Origin of the sequence: Ferrovibrio sp. (assembly GCF_029255545.1) — a bacterium.
GTDB lineage: Bacteria > Pseudomonadota > Alphaproteobacteria > Ferrovibrionales > Ferrovibrionaceae > Ferrovibrio.
Genome location: NZ_JANLJJ010000078.1, coordinates 4486 through 27176 on the forward strand (window position 1 = coordinate 4486; position 22691 = coordinate 27176).

Sequence of the window (22691 nt, forward strand, 5' to 3'; positions counted from 1 at the left end):
AGCTGGTAGACCCGGACGGCCAGGGTGTCGAAATCGAACGGCCGGACGATCAGGGTGGCGGGCAGCTCCTTCAGGACATCCACGAAAATCAGCATCGCGGCGGTCAGAAGGCTGCCGCGCAGCAGCGGCGCGTGCACCCGCCGCACCACGCCCAAAGGCGTTTCGCCCAGCACGCGGGCGGCCTGATCCAGGCTGGGGCGGATGCGGTGCAGGCCGCCATCCACGGTGTTGAAGGCCACCGCCAGGAAGCGCACCAGATAGGCGTAGAACAGGGCGACCAGACTACCGCTCAGCAGCAGGCCCGGCCCGGCGCCGAACGTCGCCTCGGCCCAGCGGTTGATGGCATGGTCGAAGGTGGCCAGCGGCAGGATCACGCCGATGGCGATCACCGAGCCGGGCACGGCATAGCCCATGGTGGCCAGCTGGATCAGCCAGCCGGTCAGGCGGCGCGGCACCAGCCGGTTGGCATAGGCCAGGCCAAGGGCAATGGCGATCAGCAGCACGGCCGCCAGTCCGGCCAGAGTGAAGCTGTTGGTGGTGAAGCCAGCCAGGCGGCCGAAACCGAGCTGGTCGCCTTCGCCGATTGCCAGATGCAGCAGCCAGGCGCCCGGCACGCCGAAGCCGAGCAGGATCGGCAACAGGCAGGCGATGATCGCCAGCGTGGCGCGGCCCGGCGGCAGGCGTCGCAAGGGCAGCGGCCGGGTGCGCGCGGACGTGTGGTGGAAGCGTTTGGCCTGACGACTGGTGCGTTCCAGCATCACGGCGGCCAGCACGAAGATCAGCAGCACGCCGGCCAGCTGGGCTGCGGTGGTGACATCGCCCATGCCGAACCAGGTGCGGTAGATCGCGGTGGTGAAGGTCGGCACGCCGAGCCAGCTCACGGCGCCGAAATCGGCCAGGGTTTCCATCAGCACCAGCGCGGCGCCGCCGGCGATCATCGGCCGCGCCAGCGGCAGCGCGATGCGCCAGAAGCGCGACCAGGGGCCGAGCCCGAGCGTGCGGCCGACCTCCAGCACGCAGACCGACTGGTCGAGGAAGGCGGCGCGCGCCAGCATGAAGACGTAAGGGTAGAAGCTGACAATGAACAGCGCCACCGCGCCCTGCAGCGACAGGAAATCGGGAAACCAGTAATCGCCGCGCTGCCAGCCGAACAGGTTGCGCAGGCTGGTCTGCACCGGGCCGGCGAATTGCAGCAGGTCGCTGTAGACGAAGGCGCTCACGTAGGCCGGCATCGCCAGCGGCAGGAACAAGGCCCAGGCCAGCCAGCGCCGGCCGGGAAACTCGGTCATCGTCACCAGCCAGGCGCAGCCGGTGCCGATCGCCACCGCGCCGAGCCCGACGCCGACCATCAGCACAACGGTGTTGAGCAGCATTTCCGGCATCACCGTGGTGAACAGGTGGTGCCAGACATCGTCGGCCGGCTGGGCCAGGTTGACCAGGATGGCCAGGACGGGCGCCGCGATCACCAGCGCCAGCCCGGCGGCGAAGCCGATCCACAGCCGGCTGCCACGGCGCAATCCGGCAAAGGATGCGGCAGATGATGACAGGGATGCGGTCGTATCGGTCACGCGGGAGGATCGAATGGCAGTGAGGACGATGCCCTCCATACGTCATTTGCAAGGCATTCGCAAATGCCCGGCGAGTCGGGTCGGCTCGTTCCGGGCTGCATTGCATGATTGCCGGGCAAGGTCGGCTTTCCTATTCTGGTCGGGCAAGCAAAAGGGGGCGGCATGGCAGACGGCGCGCGGGCTTTCCGCAATGGCCAGGGCAAACCGAGCGATGCCCAGCTGCGTTATCTGCGCCGCGGCCTGCGGCAGGCTGGCGGCAAGCTGCCGCTGTTCGATGAGCATGGCCAGCAGATCAGCACCCATACCATCCTGTCCTGCATCAAGGCCGGCTGGGCCGAGCCATGGTTCGAAAATCCGATCAAGCCGGACTGGCTGGTCTGCAAGCTGACGCCCGAAGGCAGGGCCCTGTTCGACATATCCGGACGTTGATCATGCGTATGTCCCGACCGGCCTGGGCGATGGGGTTCGCCTCGATGGTTTTTGGTGGCTTCGCCGCGGGCCTTTTGCCGGATCACGGGCTGGCCCGCCCGAGCGACCGGTTTTCCGCGCCCCATGCGGCCCCCGTAGCCCCGGTTGATGATCTTTCCGGCATTCTGCGCCGGGCTAGGGCCGGCGAGGCAGAGGCACAGTTCCAGGCCGGATTGTCCTATCAGCTTGGCCTCGGCGCGACCCGCGACCTTGTCGCCGCCCGGCAATGGTTTGCCCAAGCCGCCGCGCAGCAGCATCCGCGTGCCCTGGCCGGGCTTGGTTTCCTGCTGCTGACCGGGCAGGGCGGACCGCAGGACCTGCCGGGCGCCGAGCAGGCTTTGCGGCAGGCCGGCGAACGTGGCGAAGCCACGGCCTGGGCCAATCTGGCCGAGCTGATCCTGGAATATCGCCCGGCCGAACAGGTCCAGGCCATCGCCCTGCTGGAACGTGCTATCGCCGACGGCGCGGTGAATGCGCGCTACCGGCTGGGCCGCATCCTGATCGAGGGGCGTGTGATCGCCGCCGACGAGGCCCGTGGCATCACGCTGCTGAACCAGGCGGCCGGGCAGGGTAATCCCTATGCCCAGGGCTACCTGGCCGACCTGATCCTTGATGGTCACGCCGCTGCCGGCGCACCGGCGCGCGGGCTGGAACTGGCGCGGCAATCGGCGGCTTCCGGCCTGGCCGAAGGCGTCAACGAGCTCGCGCTTTATCACCTGAACGGCATGGCGACGCCACGCGATCCGGCACAGGCCGCGACGCTGTTCCAGCGCGCCGGCGAAATGGGCGACAGCAATGGCTGGTTCAACCTCGCGCAGCTGCACGAGGCCGGTACATTGGGCAAGGTCGCCGGCGCGGAGGCGCGCCGGCTGGCCATCCGAGCTGCCGATGATGGGCATCTGGGGGCGGCGGCGATGGCCGGCCGCATGCTGCTGCGCGGGCAGGGCGGCCCGCGGGAGCCGGCCACGGCTCTGCCCTATCTGCGGCGGGCGGCCGAGGCGGGGCTTCCCGATGCGCAGAATTACCTCGGCCTGATCCTGTTCAACGGCATGGCCGGGGCCGCCGATCCTGTCGTGGCCATGGACTGGTGGGAAAAGGCCGTGGAGCAGGATTTCGGGCCGGCGGTGAACAATTTCGCCACCTATCTCGCCGGTGGTCATGGTCGGCCGGCCGATCCGGAACGGGCGCGTCGCCTGATCGCGATGCAGGCCGAACGGGATTATGCGCCGGCGCAGTTCCGCTGGGGCCTGTGGCTGGAACAGGGGTGGAGTGGCACGCCGAAAGACCTGCCGGCGGCGATCGGCTGGTTCCGCAAGGCGGCGGAAAACGGCCATGCCGCGGCGGCCTTCAAATATGCCGGTTATCTCGAGGCCGGGGCTGGCATTCCCGCCAACCCCGCCGAGGCCCTGCGCTGGTATCGGATCGGCGCCGAGCGCGGCAATGCCGGTGCGCAATTCCAGCTTGCCCGCCTGCTGTTCAATGGCGAGGGCGTGACCGCGGATACGACAGCGGCCGATGCCTGGCTGCAGCGGGCAGCCCGCCAGGGTTATCCTGAAGCCCTGCTGGTGCTGGGCGACCAGTACTTCCGGGGAGACGGGCGGCCCGCCGATGCGGCCCTGGCCTGGGTCTATCTGCGGCTGGCCGAGCAGGCCGGCCTACCCGAGGCCGGCGGCAGCCGTCGCTTTGTCGAAGCCCGCCTGCTTCCGGTCGAACGCAGTCGCGCGCTGGAGCTTGTGCAACACATCGCCGGCAGCATGGGCCGGGAAAGGGAGGATGAATGATCGCGCTCGCTCTGGCGGCCCTGGCCTGGGTTCTGCTGCATGTTCTGGTCGCTGGTCCGCTGCGGCCGGCGCTGGTCGGCCGGCTTGGTCTGCCTGCCTACCGGGGGTTGTTTTCATTGCTCAGCGCCGCAGCACTGGCGGCCCTGATCTGGACCTATGGCCAGGCGCCATATATCGAGTTCTGGCCAACCACTTCCGCGCTGGCGGCGGTGCCGGTGGTGGTCATGCCCGTAGCCCTGCTGCTGCTGGTCGGCAGCCTGCGGCCGTCCAATCCAACCTCGGCCGGACCAGACATGCTGATGCGCAGTGAACACGGGGAGCTGCCTGTCCGCGGCTTCACCAAGATCACCCGACACCCCATGCTCTGGGCCTTCACCCTCTGGGCCGGTTCGCATTTGATAGCCAATGGCGATGCCGCGACCTGGCTGCTGGCCGGCTCGATCCTGGTGACGGCCCTGAATGGCATGCCGTCGATCGACCGCAAGCGCTCTGCTGCATTTGGCGATAAGTGGCAAAGGTTTATTGCCAAAACTTCGATCTTTCCCTTCGCCGCCGTGCGGGCGGGGCGGGTGACGCTGCGGTTCAGCGACATCGGCTGGCTGAATATTCTTGGTGCTGCAGCCCTTTATGCGATCTTTCTGTGGGGACACGCAACCCTGTTCGGCGTGCCAGCCTACTACCCATAATGAAGATCTTGATTGTGTATTCAGATAATAAATAATATAGTTAAAACAATATGATATGTATTTTAATTAATCTAAAGAATAAGATCTGATGGCCCGCCGGGCTGCAGGTCGGTTCGTTGGCTGGTTCCGGCCAGACCGCCGGGCAGGCGGAGAGAGCCTGCAGGAGCAGCTTTATGCCGCCATCCGCCGGGCGGTTCTGCAGGGTGAACTGACAGCTGGCGAACGCCTGCCCTCCAGCCGGGCGCTGGCGGCCGATCTGGGCCTGGGACGCAACACGGTGGTAACCGCGATCGAGCGGCTGGCGGCCGAAGGCTACCTGGAAAGCCGACGTGGTTCCGGACTGTTCGTGGCCGTGGATCTGCCGGCAGAGGGTGTCCGGCCGGCTGCCGGGGATAAGCCGCCATCCTTGTCCCGCCGTGCCGCCGAGGCCCCGGGTCTGCACGCAGAGGGTGAGTCCCGGGCGATGCGGCCTTTTGCTCTCGGGGCCGCCGCGCTGGATGAATTCCCGCTCGAATTATGGCGCCGGCTGGCTGTGCAGGTGCTGCGCCGGCAACCCGGCGACCTACTGGGATATGGCGACGCCCGGGGGCTGCCGGCTTTGCGCCGGGTGCTGGCCGGCTATCTGGCCGACAGCCGCGGCGTGGTCTGTTCGCCCGACACCATCGTCATCGTTTCCGGCGCCCAGCAGGCGCTCGACCTGATCGGCCGGCTGCTGCTTGATCCCGGCGACGCGGTGGTGGTGGAGGATCCCGGCTATGCCGGCGCCCGCGATGCGCTGGCCGGCACCGGGGCGCGGCTGCTGCCGGTGGCGGTCGACGGGCAGGGCTTCGATCCGGCCGTTCTGGCCGGGCTGGCGCCGGTGCCCAAGCTGATGATGCTGACGCCATCGCACCAGTTCCCGCTCGGCATGACGCTGCCGGTGGCGCGGCGTCTGGCCCTGCTGGCCGAGGCCCGAGCCCGTGGCATCTGGATCGTCGAGGACGATTACGACTGTGAATACCGCTATGGCGGTCCGCCGCTGCAGGCCTTGCAGGGTCTCGATGGCGGCGAACGCGTGCTCTATGTCGGCACCTTCAGCAAGGTGCTGTTCCCCGGCCTGCGGCTTGGCTATGTGGTGCTGCCGCCGCAACTGGTGGAGGGGTTCCTGCGCCTGAAGACGGCCGCCGACGGTTTTTCGCCAGGCTGGCCGCAGGCCGTGCTGGCCGAATTCATCGCCCAGGGGCATCTGGTGCAGCATATCCGCCGCATGCGCACGCTGTATCGCAAGCGGCGGTCGGCATTGCTCGCCGCGCTGGCGCGTCATGCCGGCGATCTGCTGGTGCCGCGCCTGTCGGAAGCCGGCCTGCATGTGACCGTCGAATTCCGCGACGGGCGCGATGACAAGTCGGCCGCGGCGGCGGCGCAGGCGGCGGGCCTCAGCGTCGCGCCGCTGTCGCGGTATGCCGTGATACGCCGCCTGAGCGGCCTGTTGCTCGGCTTCGCGGCCTTCCCGGAAGCCGAGCTGGAAACGGCGGTTCAGCGCCTGGTCAAAGCCTTGAGATAGCCGGGCAGGGCAGTGCCCGGTTTCTGCAGCGGGTCGGCTTCCGGCGCGGCAAAGCCCGGGGCGAAGGGCAGCACGCCGGCCCAGACCGGAATCGCCATGTCCTCGACGTCATCCTTGGGCGGACCGCGACGGATTTTCGCCGTTGCCTCGGTGAGCGGCAGGCGCAGCACCATGGTGGCCTTGAATTCCTGCTTGTTCGGGCCGCGGATTTCAGCCCAGCGGCCCGGCGCCAGCCGTTCGGTGAAGGCTTCCAGGGCCGCCATCTTGTGGTCGTCGGGTACCTGCTCGAAGCGGCCGAAGGCCACCACCGAGCGGTAATTCATCGAGTGATGGAAAGCCGAGCGCGCCAGGACCAGCCCGTCGAGCAGGGTCACCGCCACACAGGCCGGTGCTCCCTTGGCCAGCGCCATGGCCATGCGGCTTTTGGTCGAGCCGTGAATGTAGAGATGGTCGCCTTCGCGCCAGTAGGCGGTCGGGATCACCACCGGCTGGTCGTCCTGGCTGAACGCGACATGGCAGACATAGCCGGCATCCAGCACGGCATGCAGGGTCTCGCGGTCGTAATGGCCGCGATCGGGCACGCGCTTGACCCGGCTGCGGGCGCTGGGGGCGGCGGATTTGGCAGAGGCAGGTTTGGACATCGGCTTTGGCATTTGGGACGGTATCTCCTTGGTCCCACAGCGATTAGCTTTTATCCGGTTCTATATTAAGTGCCAGTTTTTATAATATTCATGGGGCCAGAAATAGAGCGACCTCGGTTTACCTGCCGTGTCCGCCATGCTACAGCCCGTGGCCTGTTGTAAGCCTGCGAATTATTGGAGCGCGGAGACGGTGGATATCCTGCTGATGCTGGGCAAGGGCGCGCTCGCGGGATTCATCATTGCCGCTCCGGTCGGCCCGGTCGGCGTGCTCTGCGTCCAGCGCACCCTGCATCAGGGCCGGCTGGCCGGCCTGTCCGCCGGCCTCGGCGCGGCGCTGGCCGATGCCCTGTATGGCTGCATCGCCGCTTTCGGCCTCAGCCTGATCTCGTCCTGGCTGCAGACGCATGAAACCCTGTTCCGCCTCGGCGGCGGCGCGTTCCTGCTTTTCATGGCCTGGCGCATGCTGCGCGCCGCCCTGCATCCCTCGCCCGAGGTGGCTGCGGCGCCGCTGCATGGCCGCGACGGGCCGGTTACCGGCCTGGTCTCGACCTTCGTGCTGACCGCGACCAATCCGATCACCATCGTTGCTTTCCTCGGCATCTTCGCCTTCTTCGGCATTGGTGCCTTTGGCCTGTCGAATGCCATGGCGGCCTGGCTGGTGCTGGGCGTGTTTGCCGGCTCGTCGATCTGGTGGCTGTCGCTCGCGGCGCTGGCCGGGGCCTACCGTCACCGGCTCGGCAGTGGCGAACTGCGCTGGATCAACGGCCTGTCGGGCCTGCTGATCCTCGGCTTCGGGCTATACGGGATCGGCAGTGTTGTATGGTTGAAAGGATTGCAATGACCGACCAGCATGCGGCTTTGCCGCCCATCGAGTTACTGCCGAAGGACATTTCGGCCTACCGTAACGGCAATCGCGGCGTCGATTACGTCCACACTTTCGATTCCGGCAAGCCGGGGCCGCATGTGGTCGTCAACGCGCTGACCCATGGTAACGAATTCTGCGGCATGGTGGCGGTGACGCATCTGCTGGAGCAGGGCATCCGGCCATTACGCGGCAAGCTCACGCTGGCCTTCGCCAATGTCGATGCCTATCACCGCTTCGACCCGGCCAAGCCGTTCGAATCCCGTTTCGTCGATCGCGATTTCAACCGGGTCTGGGATGTCGACACCCTGGAGGGCCCCGACGAAACGGTGGACGTGAAGCGCGCCCGCGCGCTGCGGCATATCTATGCCGAAGCCGATGCCCTGCTGGACATCCATTCGACCTCCTATGCCGTGCCGCCGATGCTGATCCACGAGCGCATGGCCAAGATCGAACCGCTGACCCGCCATCTGCATTCGCCGCTGCACCATGTCATGCTGCAGGGCGTGAAACACCCGGGCCGGCCGCTGATCCAATATGGCGCTTTTGGTGATCCGCAGGCGATGCCGGTTGGACTTGTGGTCGAATGCGGCCAGCATTTTGCTCGTACCAGCGGTGACATCGCGATCGCCGTCACCATGCGCTTCCTGGATTTCTACGGCATGATACCGCCCGCTCTTGCAGCGCAATATCCAGCCGAGCCGGGCACGCCGAAACGCTACGAAATTATGGAAATCCTGCTGGCGAAAAGCGACCGGTTCCGCTTCGCCGCGCCCTATATCGGCTTCGAGGACCTGCCCGGCGGCGCGCTGATCGCCACCGACGGGGATGAGGAGATTCGCGTGCCGGAAGGCGGCTGCACGCTGATCATGCCCGCGCGGCGGATCATCAAGGGCAGGGACGTCGTATCGCTGGCGCAACGGTTGGTTTGAATTGGTTCGGCCCGGGGTGGCCGGCCCTGTCCTGAAGGTTTGGAGATATGCCCTAAGGACATGCAGCGGGCCGTTTTTTTCGGCATGATGTTTTTACAGTCAGGTGTAGACGTATATACGTCTGCGGTCCTATGATCCGGGCAACGCCGCGGCCCGATGGCCGACAGGTGGAATAAAAGCTTGGCCCGCTGATGGGCTGAAATTCCGTTGGGAGAAGGACAAGGGGACGATGCAACGAGGCAAGTTCTTGAAGGCCACGCTGGTGGCGGCTGTCGCGGCCGTGGCGCTGCTCGGCGCACAGCCGGTTTCGGCCAAGACGTTCAAGTGGGCGAATGACGGCGACGTCAATTCGATGGATCCGTATGCCCGCAACGAAACATTCCTGCTCAGCTTCAACCTCAATATGTATGAGGGGCTGTTCCGTCGCGACAAGAATCTGAAGCTTGAGCCGGCGCTGGCCACGAAGGTGGAGATGGCGAGCCCGACGCTGTGGCGCTGGACCCTGCGCCCGGGCGTGAAGTTCCATGGCGGCGAGCCGTTCTCCGCCGATGACGTGGTGTTCTCTTACGGCCGCGCGGCCGGCAAGGGCTCGAACGTCGCCGGCAACTTCGTCTCGGTGAAGGAAGTCCGCGCCGTCGGCAAGGACGTCGTCGAGGTCGAGACCAAGTATCCCGATCCGCTGCTGAACGACAAGCTGTCGCAGATCGGCATCATGTCGAAGATCTGGGCGGAGAAGAACAACGCCGTCCAGACCGCGGACATGACGAAGAACGAAGAGAACTTCGCCACCCGCAACGCCAATGGCACCGGCCCCTTTATGCTGAAGGTGCGCGAGCCGGACGTGAAGACCATCCTGGTGCCGAATCCGACCTGGTGGGACAAGCCGGAGCATAACCTCACCGAGGTGATCTTCCAGCGCGTCGCCAACGATGCCACCCGGGTCGCGGCCCTGCTGTCTGGCGAGATCGACATGGTTTACACCGTGCCGCCGCAGGACGTGGATCGCATCAGGAAGACGGCCGGTCGCCGCGTGTTGGAAGCGCCGGAAACCCGTATCGTCTTCCTGGGCTTCAACCAGCAGCTCGACGAGCTGCCGGATACCAATGTGAAGGGCAAGAACCCGTTCAAGGACAAGCGGGTCCGCGAAGCCTTCCACCGTGCCATCGACGTCGAGGCGATCAAGCGCACTGTCATGCGCGGCCAGTCGCGCCCCAGCGCGCTGATGATCGGCACCGGCCTGAATGGTTACGATCAGGCGATGGATGTGCGGCCGAAATTTGACCCTGCGCTGTCGAAGAAGCTGCTGGCCGAAGCCGGCTATCCGAATGGCTTCGAGACCCGCATGGACTGCCCGAACGACCGCTACGTCAACGACGAAGCGATCTGCCAGGCGGTGGTGGCGATGCTGGCCAAGATCGGCGTGAAGATCAATCTTGTCGCCCAGACCCGCGGCAAGTACTTCGCCCAGATCCTGCGCACGGCGTCCGACATCGAGAAGTCGCCGCAGATCGCTTTCTACATGCTGGGCTGGTCGCCGGGCGCCACCTACGACGTGCATAACGTCTTCGAGGCTCTGATCCAGACTCCGAGCGCCAAGACCAAGAAGGGCCTGTTCAATGCCGGCGGTTATTCGAACGCGAAGTTCGACGAACTGGCCGACAAGGTCGAGCAGGAAACCGACAAGGCCAAGCGCGACGCGATGATCAAGGAAGCGACCAAGATCTATCTCGACGACTATGCCTATATCCCGCTGCATCAGCAGGTCGTGATCTGGGCTGCCAAGGACAATGTCGACCTGGTGCAGCTGTCGGATAACTACTTCCCGCTGCGCTTCGTGAAGATGAAGTAAGCCTGCAGATCAAGGCGGCGGCCCGGCTGTAAACCGGGCCGCCGCCCGTTTTTTAGTGATCCAGCCCCATGATTGCTTTCATCATCCGCCGTTTGGTGCAGGCCGCGCTTGTTATGCTCGCGGTCGCCTTCATCGCTTTCGCGATGTTCAATTTCGTCGGCGACCCGGTCGCCATCATGGCCGGGCAGGACCTGCCGGCCGAGCAGCGCATCGAGCTGCGCAAGTCGCTTGGCCTCGACGATCCCACTCCGGTCCGTTTCGCCCGTTTCGTCGGCAACGCCGTGCAGGGCAAGTTCGGCCTCAGCTATCGCACCGCCGAACCAGTCGGCAAGATGATCGTCGAACGTCTGCCGGCGACGCTGGAGCTCAGCGTCATGGCCATGATCGTCGCGCTGGCGGTGGGCATTCCGATGGGGGTGTTCTCCGGGCTCTATCCGCAGCACTGGCTCAGCCGTGCCATGATGACGGTGTCTCTGATCGGCATTTCGCTGCCCACCTTCCTGATCGGCATCCTGCTGATCCTGATCTTCGCGGTCATGCTCGGCTGGCTGCCCAGCTTTGGCCGTGGCGACGTGATCAGGATCGGCGGCTGGAGCACCGGCCTGCTGTCGGTCAGCGGCTGGAAGGCCATCATCCTGCCGGCCATCACGCTCGGCCTGTTCCAGATGACGCTGATCATGCGCCTGGTGCGCTCGGAGATGCTGGAGGTCCTGCGCACCGACTACATCAAGTTCGCCCGCGCCCGCGGCCTTTCCAATCGCGCGGTGCATTTCGGCCATGCGCTGAAGAATACCCTGGTGCCGGTGATCACCATCACCGGGCTGCAGCTCGGCTCGATCATCGCCTTTGCCATCATCACCGAGACGGTGTTCTCCTGGCCCGGCGTCGGCCTGCTGTTCCTGCAATCGGTGCAGGCGGTCGACATCCCGGTGATGGCCGCCTATCTCGTGGCGATCGGCCTGCTGTTCGTGCTGATCAACCTGATCGTCGATATCCTGTATTTCGTGGTCGATCCGCGGCTCCGTTCGCAATCTGCCAAGGCGGGTGCGAAATGATGCTACCCACTGCCCGCGTCATCGAATTCTGGCGCAACGCGTCTGACAGCGACATCTTCTGGAGCTTCAAGCGCTCCAAGCTCGTGATGCTGTCGGCGCTGATCGTCGTGGTGTTCTTCATTGGCGCTTTTGGCGCGCCCTGGCTGGCGCCGCATAACCCGTTCGACCTTGCCTCGCTGGAACTGTCGGATGCCTTCAAGCCGCCATTCTGGGTGGAGGGTGGCGAAGCCAAATACATTCTGGGCACCGACGACCAGGGCCGCGACCTGCTCTCCACCATCATGTATGGTTCGCGCATCTCGTTGGTGGTCGGCTTCATGTCGGTGGTTTTTGCCATGACGCTGGGTATCGGGCTGGGCCTGGTGGCCGGGTATCTCGGCGGCGCGGCCGACAGCCTGATCATGCGCATCGCCGACGTGCAGTTGTCGTTCCCCGCCATCCTGATCGCCCTGCTGGTCGACGGCGTGACGCGCGGCATCCTTGGCGAAGCCCGGCATTCCGACTTCGCTGAAGCCGTGCTGGTGGTCGCCATCGGCCTCAGCTACTGGGTGCAGTATGCCCGCACCGTGCGCGGCTCGGTGCTGGTGGAAAAGAACAAGGAATACGTGCAGGCGGCCCGCGTCATCGGCCTGTCCGGTCCGCTGATCGCGATCCGCCACGTGCTGCCCAATGTGCTCGGCCCGGTTCTGGTGATCGCGACCATCAACCTGGCGCTGGCGATCATCACCGAGGCGACGCTCAGCTTCCTCGGCGTCGGCCTGCCGCCGACCGAGCCGTCGCTCGGCACGCTGATCCGCATCGGCAATGACTTCCTGTTTTCCGGCGAATGGTGGATCACCATCTTCCCCGGCATCGTGCTCGCGGCCTTGGTGCTGTCGGTCAACCTCCTGGGCGACTGGCTGCGCGATGCCCTGAACCCCAAGCTGCGGTGAGGAGCGCGCTATGAGCAGCCCGAAGCTTCTCGAAGTCCGCAACCTGCGCGTCGAATTCCCGACCCGGCGCGGCACGCTGGTCGCCGTCGACGACGTCTCGCTCGATATCTCCGCCGGCGAAGTGCTCGGCGTGGTGGGCGAGTCCGGCGCCGGCAAGTCGATGACCGGCGCCGCGATCATCGGCCTGCTGGAGCCGCCTGGCCGCATCGCGGCCGGCGAGATCCGCCTGGAAGGCCGCCGCATCGACAACCTGCCGTATCACGAGATGCGCAAGATCCGCGGCCGGCAGATCGGGGCCATTTTCCAGGACCCGCTGACCAGCCTGAATCCGCTTTACAGGGTGGGCGACCAGCTGGTCGAGACGATCCAGACGCATCTGCCGCTGAACCAGGCCCAGGCCCGCGCGCGCGCCGTCAAGCTGCTGGAGGATGTCGGCATCCCCTCGGCGTCGGAACGCATCAATGCCTATCCGCACCAGTTCTCCGGCGGCATGCGCCAGCGCGTGGTGATCGCGCTCGCCCTGGCAGCCGAGCCGAAGCTGATCATCGCGGACGAGCCGACCACGGCGCTCGACGTCTCGATCCAGGCCCAGATCATCCAGCTGCTGAAGCGGCTGTGCCGTGAGCATGGCACGGCGGTGATGCTGGTGACGCATGACATGGGCGTGATTGCCGAAACCGCCGACCGCGTGGCCGTGATGTATGCCGGCCGCATCGCCGAGATCGGTCCGGTGCAGGACGTGATCAAGCGGCCGCATCATCCTTATACCGTCGGCCTGATGGGCGCGATCCCGGCCATGGGCCACAAGGTCGAGCGCCTGACGCAGATCGACGGCTCGATGCCGCGTCTCAATGCCATCCCGAAGGGCTGCGCCTTCAATCCGCGCTGCCCCAAGGCGTTCGACAAATGCTTCCGCGACCGCCCCGAGCCGATGCCGGCCGGCACCAGCCAGGCGGCCTGCTGGCTGGTGCAGGAGCCGGCCCATGTCTGAGCAGAAGAACATGCCTGAGCAGAAGAATATTTCCGGGCAGAAGAAAACCCCGATGCTGGTCGCGAAAGACCTGCGCAAGATGTTCGATGTCTCGGCGCCCTGGCTCAACCGCCTGCTGGAAGGCAAGGGCAAGAGCCTGGTGCGCGCCGTCGACGGCGTCAGCTTCTCGATCAATCCGGGCGAGACGTTCAGCCTGGTGGGTGAATCCGGCTGCGGCAAGTCGACGGTGGCCCGGCTGATCGTTGGGCTGTATGAGCCCAATGACGGTTCGATCAATTTCGAAGGCGTCGAATTCGCTACGGCGGCGGATCGCGCGCGGCATCCTGAAATCCAGGGCCGCATGCAGATGATCTTCCAGGATCCCTATGCCTCGCTGAATCCGCGCTGGCGGGTCGGCGACATCATCGCCGAGCCGATCCGGTTCCGCGGCCTGCTGAGCGGTAAGGCGGCGATCGACAAGCGGGTCGGCGAGTTGCTGTCGCAGGTTGGCCTGTCGCCGGTCGATGCCAGAAAATATCCGCATGAATTTTCCGGCGGCCAGCGCCAGCGCATCTCGATCGCCCGCGCGCTGGCCGGCGAGCCGGAATTTCTGGTCTGCGACGAACCGACTTCGGCGCTCGACGTTTCGGTGCAGGCGCAGATTCTCAACCTGATGAAGGACCTGCAGCGCAAGCTGGGCCTGACCTATCTGTTCATCAGCCACAACCTGGCCGTGGTCTATCACGTCTCCGACAAGGTTGGCGTGATGTATCTCGGCCGCCTGGTCGAATGGGCCGACACCCAGACGCTGTTCACCCGGCCGCTGCATCCCTATACGCGCATGCTGCTGGATGCGATTCCCGATCTCGACATGACCGGCCGGGCCCGCACGCCGGTGGCCGGCGAAGTGCCCAGCCCGCTCAACCCGCCGCCCGGCTGCAGCTTCCATCCGCGCTGCCCGCTGGCCAACGAGCGCTGCAAGCGCGAAGTGCCCAAGAGCCTGACCGTCGAAGGCGGCGCCGTGGCCTGCCATGCGGTGGAAGAGGGACGCCTGCCGCCCTGGAAGGCCCAGGCCGCGGCCTGATCCGCCCCCTAATTAACCCGTTGCGATGATGCGGCCGTGCTTGTAACGCTGCGGCTGCATGCCTACACTTATTACGTGGGCAGTTGATACCCGCAGTTAAGTCGTCAGCGGCGCAAGCCGCCAGCACCTTCCGATAAACAGGCCCACCGCCGGGGGATTCAGCGGCAGGGTCAAGAACAAGGAGGCTAGGCGATGAGTTACCGCGATATCGTCGTTCATCTGACGCTCGACCCTCGCAATGCGGCGCGCATCCAGCTTGCCATCGGCATGGCGCGACGCTTCGGCGCCCGGGTCAGCGGGCTCTACACCGTGCCCCCGCCGAACGTGCCCTATTACATGGGCGAATACATTCCGACTGAGTTGATCCAGAAGCAGATGGACGAGGCGCAGACGGCCTCGGTCTCGGCCCATACCGAATTCATGGCGACCTGTGCCAGCGCCGGCATCGAGCATCGCTGGCTGAGCAGCGAACTGGCGCCGGTCGAGGCCCTGCGGCTCACGGTGCGGGCCAGCGACATTGCCATTGTCGGCCAGCCCGACCCCAATCCGGCTGACCCGGCATCGGTTCCCTATGGCACCGACGTATTGCCGCATGAACTGGCTTTGCAGGCGGGGCGTCCCGTGCTGGCGGTGCCGCATAGCGGTTCGGTGACCGAAATCGGGCGTCGCATCCTGGTGGCGTGGAATGGCAAACGCGAGGCGACGCGTGCCCTGCATGATGCGATGCCGTTGCTGCGCAGCGCGGAATCGGTGCATCTGGTCACGGTCGGACCGGAGCGCAAGGGCCGCACGCTGCTGGCCGAGATCACCGAGCATATGCAGCGCCATGGCCTGCGCCTGGAAACCGCCATTGTCGATCCGGCCGGCCAGAAGGTCGGCATGGCCCTGATGGCGGAAGCCCAGGCCCGGCAGGCGGATATGGTTGTGATGGGCGCCTTCGGCCATTCGCGGCTGCGTGAGATGGTGTTCGGCGGCGTCACTGAAACAATATTGTCAAGCATGTCGCTGCCGGTGTTGCTCAGCAATTAAATCGCGCCGTCAGCGGACAATTCGGTTGATGCAAGTCAATGCCCCGCACGTATTGCGGGTTAGGCTGACTTTCGTGGCCGGACAGGTCCGGCATCCGACGTTAACTGGAAGAGGCGCATATGGCCATTCGCGATATTCTTGTTCATCTTTCCGAAGACCCGCGCAACGGCGCCAAGACCGATATGGCCCTGCAGATCGCGCAGCGTGACGGTGCCCATGTCACCGCGCTGTATACCCTGCCGCCGCCACAGCATCTCTTCTACATGGGCGAATATGTGCCGCCTGAGTTCTATCAGCGTCAGATTGACGAGGCCCGCGCCGCCGCGAAGAAGGCCAAAGCCGAGTTCGAGGCCGCCGCCGCCAGGCAGGGCGTCGTTGCTGAATGGGTTGAAAGCGAGCGCATGCCGGTAGACGCGATTGAGACCTATGGCCGCGCCTTCGACCTGCTGGTGCTGGGCCAGCCCGATCCGGATCCGGAAAATCCGGTCCTGGTTCCTTCGGGGATGGATGTGCTGCCGCATGACATATCGCTGCGCGCCGGCCGGCCGATCCTGGCGGTTCCTTATGCCGGCAGCTATCCGGTGGTTGGCCGCCGCGTCATGGTGGCCTGGAATGGCAGCCGCGAAGCGACCCGCGCCGTGCACGATGCCCTGCCGTTCCTGACCAAGGCCGAGCATGTGACGATCTATTGCATCAATGCCGATCGCAGCCGTGGCACGCCTGGCGCCGAACTGGCCCGCCATCTCGCCCGTCACGGCGTGAAGGTGGAGGTGTCGAATACGGTGGTCGACGATATCGAGGCCGGCGAAGCCCTGTTGTCGGCGGTCAGCGACCGCAGCATCGATCTGCTGGTGATGGGGGCCTACGGTCATTCGCGCCTGCGCGAAGTGGTGTTTGGCGGCGTGACCGAAACCATCCTGTCGTCGATGACGGTCCCGGTTCTGCTGAGCAACTGATCGACAATGGCGACCGCGGCTTATCGGGATATCGCGATCCATCTCGGGGTTGATGCCGGGAGTGAGCTGCCGGCACAACTCGGCTATGCGGCCGCGCTGGCAGCCGGTTGCGAGGCGCATCTCTGCGGCCTGTTCAACCGACCCTGTCTGCCGATGATCAGGCATTACATTCCGCCTGAGGTGATCGAACGCCACAAGGCGGAATGCGAACGCGCGGCCGTCAAGGCAAGGCAGCTTTTTGATGCCGCCGCTCAGGCCGAGGGAATCGCGACCGAGTGGTATGACATGCCGGGCTCGGCGCTGGAGACTGTGCTGGTGCAGGCACGGGCCAGCGATCTCCTGCTGCTGTCAGGCGTCGTGCCTGGCGACAAGACGGCACGGGACTATGATCGCGAAACCCTGGCCGACGAGGTTGTGCTGGCGCTCGGCCGGCCCATTCTGCTGCTTCCCGGTGCACCGAAGCCGGGCTTGCCGAAGACCATCCTGATCGGCTGGAATGGCAGTCGAGAGGCGGCTCGTGCCGTGCACGATGCCATGCCGCTGCTGCAGCGGGCGACGCAGGTAACCATCCTCTGCGTCGATCCGGAAGGCCAGCGTGGCTTGCCCGGCGCCGAGCTGGCCCGCCATTTGTCGCGGCAGGATGTTGCGGCGGAATTGCTGGTGCATGCGGGCCGCGATCGGGATGCCGGTTCCATCCTGCTGCAAACCGCGCAGGACAGGAAAGCCGATCTGCTCGTTATGGGCGCCTATGGCCATGGCCGCATCCGGGAAACGGTTCTGGGTGGCGCCACGGCTTACATGCTTGGCAAGATGGAGCTTCCGGTTCTGTTCAGCCACTAGGACGGACTGAAGGCAAAGGGTGGCCTGGTATTTGCCGGCAGCCGCCGACCGCATTACATTGGGCGGGTCCGTTGGATTCCGTCATGCTGCTTGCCGCCCCCGAAACCCAGTTCCTTGTCATCGACATCCAGGCCCGGCTGCTGCCGGTGATGCGGGATGGCGACCGCGTGGTGCGCAATGCCGGCATCCTGTTGCAGGCGGCGCAGAAACTGGCCATCCCCGCGCTGATCACCGAGCAATATCCGCAGGGCCTTGGCCCGACGGTGCCCGAGGTCATGGCGCTGGCCGGCGCCACGCCGGTGCTGGGCAAGATGCATTTCTCGGCAGCCGCCGACCCGGCCATCCGCGCCCGCATCGATGCGGGCGGCAAGCCGCAGATCGTGCTGGCCGGCATCGAAGCGCATGTCTGCGTGCTGCAGACGGCGCTGAGCCTGGTGGAGGCCGGCCGCAAGGTCTTTGTCGTCGCCGATGCCATATCGTCCCGGCATGGCGACAGCGCCTCGGTAGCGATGCAGCGCATGCAGGCGGAGGGCATCGGCCTGGTCACCACCGAAATGTGCCTGTTCGAATGGCTGGGCAGCGCGGCGCATCCTGACTTCAAGACGCTGTCCCGCCTGATCAAGTGACGAGTTACGAAAGGATGCTGCCATGCGCCAGCCGCTGGTGCTGATACCCGGCCTGTTGCTGACCGACGATTTCTGGCGCGAGCAGGTCGCCCGGCTGTCCGATGTCGCGCAATGCATCGTGCCGTCCTGCCATTACGACATGGACAATTTCAGCGACATGGCGCGCGCCATCCTGGCTGAGGCGCCCGAGACTTTCGCGCTCTGCGGTCTGTCCATGGGTGGCTATGTCGCCCAGGAGATCATGCGCCAGGCGCCGCAGCGCGTGACCCGCATTGCGCTTATGGATACGTCGGCCCGGGCCGATACGCCGGAGCAGACCGAGCGTCGTCGCGCCCTGATCAAGCTGGGCCAGATCGGCCGCTTCCGCGGCGTGACGCCGCAATTGCTGCCGGTGCTGCTGCATCCCGACAACCTGTCGAACACGGCGCTGACCGACCGCATCATGGCGATGGCGGAACAGATCGGCCGCGATGGTTTCATCAGGCAGCAGACGGCGATCATCGCCCGGCCCGATGGCCGCGAGGACCTGAAGGCCTACAGCCTGCCGGCGCTGGTGCTGTGCGGCCGCCAGGATGCGCTGACGCCGCTGGAACTGCATGAGGAAATGGCGACGCTGATTCCCGGGGCGAAGCTGACGGTGATCGAGCATTGCGGCCATCTGCCGCCGCTGGAAAAACCCGACGAGACCGCCGCGGCCCTGCGCGGCTGGCTGGCGGCCTGAGTTAAGCCGGATCGAGTCCGGTTTCGCTCAGCATCGCAACCGAAACCCGGTTGCGGCCTTCGGTCTTGGCGCGACCCAGCGCCGTTTCGGCGCGCCGCACCAGGCTGGCCCAGTCATCGCCGTGCAGGCCAAGCGTGGCGATGCCGAAGCTGGCGGTGATGGTCCCGCTCGCGCGGTTATCGTGCTGCGCCGCCGCGGCGATCTGCTGGCGCAGCCGCTCCGCCAGCTGCTGGGCACCCCCCAGCCGGGTGCTGGGCAGCAGGATGCAGAAGGTGGCGCCATCGATGCGGGCGAGATAATCCTCGCGGCGCATGTTGGTCCCGATAATTCCCGCGATCTGCCGCAGGACGGCATCGCCGAAGGCATAACCCTTCTGGCGATTGATGGCTTCGAAGTGATCGATATCGAGAATGATCGCCGAGAGGCCGTAACCATGGCGGCGCGCCCGGGAAATCTCCTTGGCGCCGATCTCGTCCAGCAGGCCGCGATTGACCAGGCCGGTAAGCTGGTCGGTGCGGACGCTGCTCTGCAGGCGTTGCTGCAGCCGCTGGCTCACCATCAGCGCGCAGGCGATGGTGGCGAGCAGGGAAGCCAGCGCCGGGATCAGGAAAATGCCGTTGCCGAGTGGTCCGGCCCGCAAACCATCCAGCTCAAGCTGGCCCGATAGCGCCGCGAAAAGGCGCATCAGGTAGAGCGTGGACAGCATGCCGAACAGCAGCCCGATCAGGGCCTGGGTCTGCATCAGGCCGGTCTCGATGCGGTACAGCATGCTCCAGGCGATGCAGGCGCAGGCCATGGCAATCACGCCGGCAACGACGGCAGCCCGCATGGCCACATCTGGCGTGACGAACAGGAACCAGCAGAACGGGACGAGGAAAGCGGCCAGCAGCGCGGCGGCCGGTCGCCAGGGCAGGGGCTGGCCCCTGAATTGCCGGCTGCCGAACCAGAACAGGATATAGCCGATGACAAACAGGATGTTGCCGGACAGGGCGACGATGGGTTCGTTGCCCGGCTTGCGCAGCACCAGGATGGCAAGGCCGACGCCGAAGGTGATGTTGGCCAGCGCCCAGGTGGAGGGGCCCGCCTCGCGAGGATGCACCGCAGTGACGCCGGTCATGATCAGGGTGTTGATCACGGCCACGGCAATCGTCGCCAGGGCGATGATCGGCAGGTTGTCGACGCCAATCATCCCCGGCATGCGCGGCTCACACGTCGATGTCGGTGGCGAAGGCGGCGCGTTCCTGGATGAACTGGAACCGCAGCTCGGGCTTGCGACCCATCAGCCGCTCGACCAGGTCATCGGCTTCCTTCACCTCGTCGACCGGCACTTGCACGCGCAGCAGGATGCGGTTCTTGCGGTTCATGGTGGTTTCCTTCAGCTGCGCCGGCGGCATTTCGCCAAGGCCCTTGAAGCGGCTGATCTCCACCTTCCTGCTGCCGAAATGCTGCTTGATCAGCTTGTCCTTGTCGTCGTCGTCCATGGCGTAGAAGGTCTTGCCGCCCTGGCTGAGGCGATACAGCGGCGGCTGCGCCAGGTAGAGATGGCCATGCTCGATCAGCTTGGGCATCTCGCGGAAGAAGAACGTCATCAGCAGCGATGCGATATGCGCGCCGTCGACATCGGCGTCGGTCATGATGATGACCTTGTCGTAGCGCAGCTCCTCCTCGCGGTACTTGCCGCCGGTGCCGCAGCCCAGCGCCTGGATCAGGTCGGCCAGCTCCTGGTTGGCGGCCAGCTTGCCCGAGCCTGCTGAGGCAACATTCAGAATCTTGCCACGCAGCGGCAGCACGGCCTGGGTGCGGCGGTCGCGCGCCTGCTTGGCCGAGCCGCCGGCGGAGTCGCCCTCGACGATGAAGATTTCCGAGCCGTTGGCGGCCTCGTCGGCGCAATCGGCCAGCTTGCCGGGCAGGCGCAGCTTGCGCGTCGCCGACTTGCGGCTGACATCCTTCTCGGCGCGGCGGCGCAGGCGGTCCTCGGCGCGTTCGATCAGCCGGGTGAGCAGGGCATTGGCATGCTGCGGCGCGCCGGCCAGCCAATGGTCGAAATGGTCCTTGATCGCGGTCTCGACCAGCTTCTGCGCCTCCACCGTGACCAGCTTGTCCTTGGTCTGGCCCTGGAATTGCGGGTCCTTGATGAAGACCGACAGCATCGCCGTGCCGGCGGTGAGGATGTCGTCGGCGGTGATCTGCGCCGCCTTCTTGTTATTGGCCAGCTCGGCGTAATCCTTGATGCCGCGCATCAGAGCGGCGCGTATGCCGGCCTCATGGGTGCCGCCATCGGGCGTCGGCACCGTGTTGCAGTAGGATTGCAGCCAGCCCTCGTCTATATCCTGCGGCCAGTGGATCGCCCATTCGACCTGGCCGCGCTCGCCGGCCAGGGCCGCGCGGCCGGCAAAGGGCGTCGGCGTCACGGTCTGCTGGCCCTCGAGCTGCTCGTTCAGGTAATCCTGCAAACCGCCGGGGAAATGCAGCACGGCTTCGGCAGGGGTTTCGTCGCCTTCCTTCAGCAGCTCGGGCGCGCAGGCCCAGAAGATTTTCACGCCGGGATACAGATAGGCCTTCGAGCGCGCCATCTTGAAGATGCGCGCGGCGCGGAAATGCGCGCCCTTGCCGAAGATCTGCTCGTCGGGATGGAAGATCACCGTGGTGCCGCGCCGGTTTGGCACCGGGCCGACCTTGACCAGCTTGCCCTGCGGCGCGCCGCGCGAATACTCCTGCCGCCACAGCTCACGCTCGCGCGCCACTTCCACGGTGAGCCGGTCGGACAGCGCGTTCACCACCGAGATGCCGACGCCATGCAGGCCGCCGGCGGTGGAATAGACTTTCGACGAGAACTTGCCGCCCGAATGCAGCGTGGTGAGGATGACCTCCAGCGCCGACTTGTCCTTGAATTTGGGATGGCGGTCGATCGGGATGCCGCGGCCGTTATCCATCACCTTCAGGCTGCCATCGGCCTGCAGCGTCACCTCGATGCGGTCGGCATGGCCGGCGACGGCCTCGTCCATCGAATTGTCGAGGACCTCGGCGAACAGGTGGTGCAGGGCGCGTTCGTCGGTGCCGCCGATATACATGCCGGGCCGGCGCCGCACCGGCTCCAGGCCCTCGAGAACTTCGATGTCCTTGGCGGTGTAATCGCTGCCGCCCTTGCTTCCCTGCTGGAACAAGTCGTTCATACTATTCACGGATTTCGATTAAGGGGTGACTCGGATTTGCGCCGCAGTATAGTGGGGGGCGTGCCGGCGGCACAACCAACATATGGTAGGAATATAGGGCTGCAACGACCATGACCGAGACTTTGACGCGCGGCGAACCGGTGATTCGCTCGGCCCCGATGCCGGCCGACATGAACGGCAACGGCGACATTTTCGGCGGCTGGGTGCTGAGCCAGATGGACATCGCCGGCGGCATCGTGGCGGCGCGGCGCGCCCAGGGCCGGGTGGTGACCGTGGCGGTGGATGCCATGACCTTCCACCAGCCGATCAAGGTGGGCGACGTGGTGTCGATCTACGGCAGCGTGATCCGGGTCGGCCGCAGCTCGATGGCGGTAAAGCTGGAGACCATCGTGGCGCGGCGGCTGGACCCCACCGAGATCAAGGTGACCGAGGGCGTCTATACCTACGTCGCCATCGACGAAAATGGTCGCCCGCGTCCGGTGCCGCCCGAGAAGGTGGCATGAGCGGCGGCGCTCCCCGGCATTACGCCGCCGACGAGATCGTCGCGCCGGAGCTGATCGCGCTGAAGGCGCTGTATGACGACCTGAAAGCGCCGGACGGCCTGCTGGCCTATGACGCGCTGCCGCCAGTCGAGACTCTGCCCGGCGTGAGCGACCTGGCTCTGGTCGAGGCGCTGGCCGACGGGCGCTACCGCTACCGCGCCATGGGCAACGGTTATCGCCATACCGCCGGCGCCGCGCTGAAAACCGCCGGCGACGGCACCACGGCGGAAAACCGGCCGGTGGTGCTGCAGCATTTCGACCTCGCGGTGACCGAGCGGCGGCCGGTGCATGTCAGCGTCACGCGCTGGGACGGGCCGAAGATCCTGCAATTCGACCGGCTGGTGCTGCCGCTGACCGATGGGCAGGGCGAGATCGGCCACCTGCTGGTGGGCGAGGTGTTCCTGCGCCTGGCCAAGGGCTGATCTTCCCCGCG

General features: G+C 65.8%; 22 protein-coding genes. 18 read left to right on the forward strand and 4 right to left on the reverse strand.

What is annotated here, in order from left to right; all coding sequences use genetic code 11:
* Positions 1-1568 (reverse strand): iron ABC transporter permease (locus Q1J79_RS14995; protein ID WP_300301889.1); only part of this gene is annotated, 1568 nt, incomplete at its 3' end.
* Between the two features lie 162 nt (positions 1569-1730).
* On the opposite strand from Q1J79_RS14995, the gene Q1J79_RS15000 reads away from it, so the two are divergent.
* The 4 genes from Q1J79_RS15000 (at position 1731) to Q1J79_RS15015 (ending at position 6046) form a co-directional block, all read left to right on the forward strand.
* Positions 1731-1997: a hypothetical protein gene (locus tag Q1J79_RS15000; RefSeq protein ID WP_300301891.1), complete on the forward strand. Its 267-nt coding sequence runs from the start codon at positions 1731-1733 to the stop codon at positions 1995-1997.
* A gap of 2 nt (positions 1998-1999) precedes the next feature.
* On the forward strand, positions 2000-3817 hold the full coding sequence (locus tag Q1J79_RS15005) for a tetratricopeptide repeat protein (RefSeq protein WP_300301893.1): 1818 nt from the start codon (positions 2000-2002) through the stop codon (positions 3815-3817).
* Positions 3814-4503 (forward strand): NnrU family protein, encoded by a 690-nt coding sequence (locus tag Q1J79_RS15010; protein ID WP_300301895.1) that lies wholly within the window; start codon positions 3814-3816, stop codon positions 4501-4503. The genes Q1J79_RS15005 and Q1J79_RS15010 overlap by 4 nt, the downstream gene beginning before the upstream one ends.
* An 88-nt stretch (positions 4504-4591) precedes the next feature.
* Positions 4592-6046 carry a PLP-dependent aminotransferase family protein gene (locus Q1J79_RS15015; RefSeq protein ID WP_300301897.1) on the forward strand — a complete coding sequence of 485 codons (1455 nt, stop codon included), beginning with the start codon at positions 4592-4594 and terminating at the stop codon, positions 6044-6046.
* On the opposite strand, the gene Q1J79_RS15020 is transcribed toward Q1J79_RS15015, so the two are convergent.
* Complete coding sequence (locus Q1J79_RS15020) at positions 6019-6687, reverse strand: pyridoxamine 5'-phosphate oxidase family protein (RefSeq protein WP_300301899.1); 669 nt, start codon at positions 6685-6687, stop codon at positions 6019-6021. The genes Q1J79_RS15015 and Q1J79_RS15020 overlap by 28 nt on opposite strands.
* A gap of 190 nt (positions 6688-6877) precedes the next feature.
* Between Q1J79_RS15020 and Q1J79_RS15025 the strand changes: the two genes are divergently transcribed.
* The 12 genes from Q1J79_RS15025 to Q1J79_RS15080 all read left to right on the forward strand — a co-directional run bounded on the left by Q1J79_RS15025 (position 6878) and on the right by Q1J79_RS15080 (position 18543).
* The gene (locus Q1J79_RS15025) at positions 6878-7528 is read left to right on the forward strand and encodes a LysE family transporter (protein ID WP_300301901.1); all 651 of its coding nucleotides are present in this window, start codon (positions 6878-6880) and stop codon (positions 7526-7528) included.
* Positions 7525-8481: a succinylglutamate desuccinylase/aspartoacylase family protein gene (locus Q1J79_RS15030; RefSeq protein ID WP_300301903.1), complete on the forward strand. Its 957-nt coding sequence runs from the start codon at positions 7525-7527 to the stop codon at positions 8479-8481. The genes Q1J79_RS15025 and Q1J79_RS15030 overlap by 4 nt, the downstream gene beginning before the upstream one ends.
* A gap of 229 nt (positions 8482-8710) precedes the next feature.
* Positions 8711-10330 carry an ABC transporter substrate-binding protein gene (locus Q1J79_RS15035; RefSeq protein ID WP_300301905.1) on the forward strand — a complete coding sequence of 540 codons (1620 nt, stop codon included), beginning with the start codon at positions 8711-8713 and terminating at the stop codon, positions 10328-10330.
* A 68-nt stretch (positions 10331-10398) separates the two neighbouring features.
* Complete coding sequence (locus Q1J79_RS15040; RefSeq protein WP_300301907.1) at positions 10399-11385, forward strand: ABC transporter permease; 987 nt, start codon at positions 10399-10401, stop codon at positions 11383-11385.
* Entirely contained in the window at positions 11382-12317 is a 936-nt protein-coding gene (locus Q1J79_RS15045; protein WP_300301910.1) for an ABC transporter permease, read from the forward strand. Before Q1J79_RS15040 ends, Q1J79_RS15045 begins: the two co-directional genes overlap by 4 nt.
* Positions 12318-12327: 10 nt before the next feature.
* Complete coding sequence (locus Q1J79_RS15050; protein ID WP_300301912.1) at positions 12328-13308, forward strand: ABC transporter ATP-binding protein; 981 nt, start codon at positions 12328-12330, stop codon at positions 13306-13308.
* Positions 13301-14371, forward strand: coding sequence for an ABC transporter ATP-binding protein (locus Q1J79_RS15055; protein ID WP_300301915.1), 1071 nt, complete (start codon positions 13301-13303; stop codon positions 14369-14371). The genes Q1J79_RS15050 and Q1J79_RS15055 overlap by 8 nt, the downstream gene beginning before the upstream one ends.
* A gap of 192 nt (positions 14372-14563) precedes the next feature.
* The gene (locus Q1J79_RS15060) at positions 14564-15400 is read left to right on the forward strand and encodes a universal stress protein (protein ID WP_300301917.1); all 837 of its coding nucleotides are present in this window, start codon (positions 14564-14566) and stop codon (positions 15398-15400) included.
* Positions 15401-15519: 119 nt separating this feature from the next.
* On the forward strand, positions 15520-16356 hold the full coding sequence (locus Q1J79_RS15065; RefSeq protein WP_300301919.1) for a universal stress protein: 837 nt from the start codon (positions 15520-15522) through the stop codon (positions 16354-16356).
* A gap of 6 nt (positions 16357-16362) precedes the next feature.
* A complete protein-coding gene (locus tag Q1J79_RS15070) occupies positions 16363-17196 on the forward strand; it encodes a universal stress protein (RefSeq protein WP_300301921.1) in 834 nt (277 codons plus the stop codon).
* 83 nt (positions 17197-17279) lie between these two features.
* Positions 17280-17822 carry a hydrolase gene (locus Q1J79_RS15075; RefSeq protein ID WP_300301923.1) on the forward strand — a complete coding sequence of 181 codons (543 nt, stop codon included), beginning with the start codon at positions 17280-17282 and terminating at the stop codon, positions 17820-17822.
* Between the two features lie 22 nt (positions 17823-17844).
* Positions 17845-18543 carry an alpha/beta fold hydrolase gene (locus Q1J79_RS15080; protein WP_300301925.1) on the forward strand — a complete coding sequence of 233 codons (699 nt, stop codon included), beginning with the start codon at positions 17845-17847 and terminating at the stop codon, positions 18541-18543.
* 1 nt (position 18544) lies between these two features.
* Here the strand turns inward: Q1J79_RS15080 and Q1J79_RS15085 are convergent, their stop codons facing one another.
* Both Q1J79_RS15085 and parE read right to left on the reverse strand, forming a co-directional pair.
* The gene (locus tag Q1J79_RS15085) at positions 18545-19741 is read right to left on the reverse strand and encodes a GGDEF domain-containing protein (protein WP_300301927.1); all 1197 of its coding nucleotides are present in this window, start codon (positions 19739-19741) and stop codon (positions 18545-18547) included.
* 7 nt (positions 19742-19748) lie between these two features.
* On the reverse strand, positions 19749-21716 hold the full coding sequence (gene parE / locus Q1J79_RS15090) for a DNA topoisomerase IV subunit B (protein ID WP_300301930.1): 1968 nt from the start codon (positions 21714-21716) through the stop codon (positions 19749-19751).
* A 110-nt stretch (positions 21717-21826) separates the two neighbouring features.
* On the opposite strand from parE, the gene Q1J79_RS15095 reads away from it, so the two are divergent.
* Entirely contained in the window at positions 21827-22219 is a 393-nt protein-coding gene (locus Q1J79_RS15095) for an acyl-CoA thioesterase (RefSeq protein ID WP_300301932.1), read from the forward strand.
* Positions 22216-22680: a hypothetical protein gene (locus tag Q1J79_RS15100; protein WP_300301934.1), complete on the forward strand. Its 465-nt coding sequence runs from the start codon at positions 22216-22218 to the stop codon at positions 22678-22680. The genes Q1J79_RS15095 and Q1J79_RS15100 overlap by 4 nt, the downstream gene beginning before the upstream one ends.
* The last annotated feature ends 11 nt before the right edge of the window (positions 22681-22691 follow it).